General features: G+C 71.9%; 3 protein-coding genes. 1 reads left to right on the top strand and 2 read right to left on the bottom strand.

All coding sequences use genetic code 11. The annotated features are described in order from the left end of the window. Nucleotides 1–234: site-specific integrase (locus NCC78_RS31200; protein ID WP_250799018.1), on the bottom strand; the 234-nt coding region annotated here is incomplete at its 3' end. Between the two features lie 11 nt (nt 235–245). Next, on the bottom strand, nt 246–1,361 hold the full coding sequence (gene ald / locus NCC78_RS31195) for an alanine dehydrogenase (protein WP_250799017.1): 1,116 nt from the start codon (nt 1,359–1,361) through the stop codon (nt 246–248). A gap of 225 nt (nt 1,362–1,586) precedes the next feature. Here ald and NCC78_RS31190 point away from each other — a divergent pair, with 225 nt between their 5' ends. Next, entirely contained in the window at nt 1,587–1,910 is a 324-nt protein-coding gene (locus NCC78_RS31190; RefSeq protein ID WP_308220981.1) for a TM2 domain-containing protein, read from the top strand. The last annotated feature ends 154 nt before the right edge of the window (nt 1,911–2,064 follow it).

Genomic DNA, 2,064 nt, shown 5'->3' with positions numbered 1-2,064 from the left:
GCGCAGCCGGGTCAGGTGGGACTCGACCATTCCGGCGCCGACCGCGGCGAGGTCGCCGATCCCCGCCGCCGCGAGGGTGGCGAGGTAGCGCTCCAGGTCCCGGCGGTACGACGACAGCGTGTTCGCCGACAGTCCCCGCTCGACGGTGAGGTGGTCGAGGTAGCCGCGCACGGCACGGCGCAGGGCCGGCGCGGGCTCCGCGCCCGCGCCGGCCCCGTCCGGTGTGCCGGTCAGCCCGCCGCCCCTCAGGCCAGCACGTCCACCAGCGGCAGCGCCGGCATGCCGTGGGCCTCGGCGACCGGGCCGTAGGTGACCTGGCCGTCGTGGGTGTTCAGGCCCAGCGCCAGCGCCGGGTCGCGGCGCAGCGCCTCGCGCCAGCCGTGGTTGGCCAGCTCCAGGGCGTACGGCAGGGTGACGTTGGTCAGCGCGTAGGTGCTGGTGTGCGGCACCGCGCCGGGCATGTTGGCCACGCAGTAGAAGATCGACTCGTGCACCTTGTACGTCGGGTCGGCGTGCGTGGTGGGCCGGGAGTCCTCGAAGCAGCCGCCCTGGTCGATGGAGATGTCGACCAGCACGCTGCCCGGCTTCATCCGGGAGACCAGCTCGTTGGAGATCAGCATCGGGGCCTTCGCGCCGGGCACCAGCACCGCGCCGATGACCAGGTCGGCGTCGAGCACGGCCCGCTCGATCTCGTACGCGTTGGAGGCGACGGTCTGCAGGTGGCCGCGGTAGATGGCGTCGGCCTGGCGCAGCCGGGCGACGTTCTTGTCCAGCAGCAGCACCTCGGCCTGCAGGCCGAGCGCGATCGCGGCGGCGTTCATGCCGGACACACCGGCGCCGATGACCACGGTCTTGGCCGCGTAGACGCCGGAGACACCACCCATCAGGATGCCGCGCCCGCCGCCCTGGCGCTGCAGCTGGTAGGCGCCCACCTGCGGGGCGAGCCGGCCGGCGACCTCGGACATCGGGGCGAGCAGCGGCAGCGACCGGTCGGGCAGCTCGACGGTCTCGTACGCGATGCCGGTGACCTTCCGGTCGACCAGCGCGTCGGTGCACTCCTTGGAAGCGGCCAGGTGCAGGTAGGTGAAGAGCACCTGCCCCTCGCGCATCCGGTGGTGCTCCTCGGCGATCGGCTCCTTGACCTTGAGCACCAGTTCGGCGGTGTCCCACACCTCGTCGGCGGTGGCCAGGATCTTGGCGCCGGCCGCGGCGAACTCGTCGTCGCTGATGCTGGAGCCGACCCCGGCGCCGGACTCGACGAAGACCTGGTGACCGCTGCGGGTGAACTCGTTGACGCCCGCCGGCGTGATCGCCACGCGGTACTCGTGGTTCTTGACCTCGCGGGGGATTCCGACCTTCACGATGCAGACACCTCTCTTCGGGGCTGCTCATCCCCGACTGCTCGGCGCCACGGCGGCCCCTTTGCCGCCGCGGTCCACCGGTCCCGCCGGCGGCAGTCTAGGCGCGCCGCCGCCTGCGGGAAGCCAGCACAGTGACATCCGGTGACCGCTGGCCCTGACGAAGTGTCAGGCGTCGACCCGGTCGGCGGTGGGACGCCACCTCAGCCGTCAGGACAGTCTTCGACCATTATCGTCCCACTCGGCGCGTCGTGTTGCGGACACCAGGCAAGTGGATCACTAGTGTGTCGCCCCATGACCACTCCTCCTTACCAGCCCGGCTATCCCCAGGGCGTTTCCGACAAGAGCAAGGTCGTCGCCGGCATCCTGCAGATCCTGCTCGGCACCTTCGGTGCCGGCCGCTTCTACATGGGCGACACCAAGACCGGCGTCATCCAGCTCGTGGTATCGCTCGTCACCTGCGGCATCGGCGGCATCTGGGGCCTCATCGACGGCATCCTGATCCTCGTCAACGGTGGCGTCGACGGGCAGGGACGCCCGCTGCGCGACTGACCCGACCGGAAACGACGAAGGGGCCGTGCGGTTGTTGACCGCACGGCCCCTCTCGGCGTACCCCCGCCGTCGGCGCCGCCGGACCACGGCCCGGCGGCGCCGACGGCCCGCTCAGCGCGGCAGCGGCGCGTCCGCCCGGCGCAGCGCCGACCAG

It is taken from the genome of Micromonospora phytophila, assembly GCF_023656545.1.
Lineage (GTDB): Bacteria > Actinomycetota > Actinomycetes > Mycobacteriales > Micromonosporaceae > Micromonospora > Micromonospora phytophila.
The sequence above is the reverse complement of the archived record's forward strand: the minus strand, read 5'-3'. Positions and strand labels throughout refer to the sequence as shown.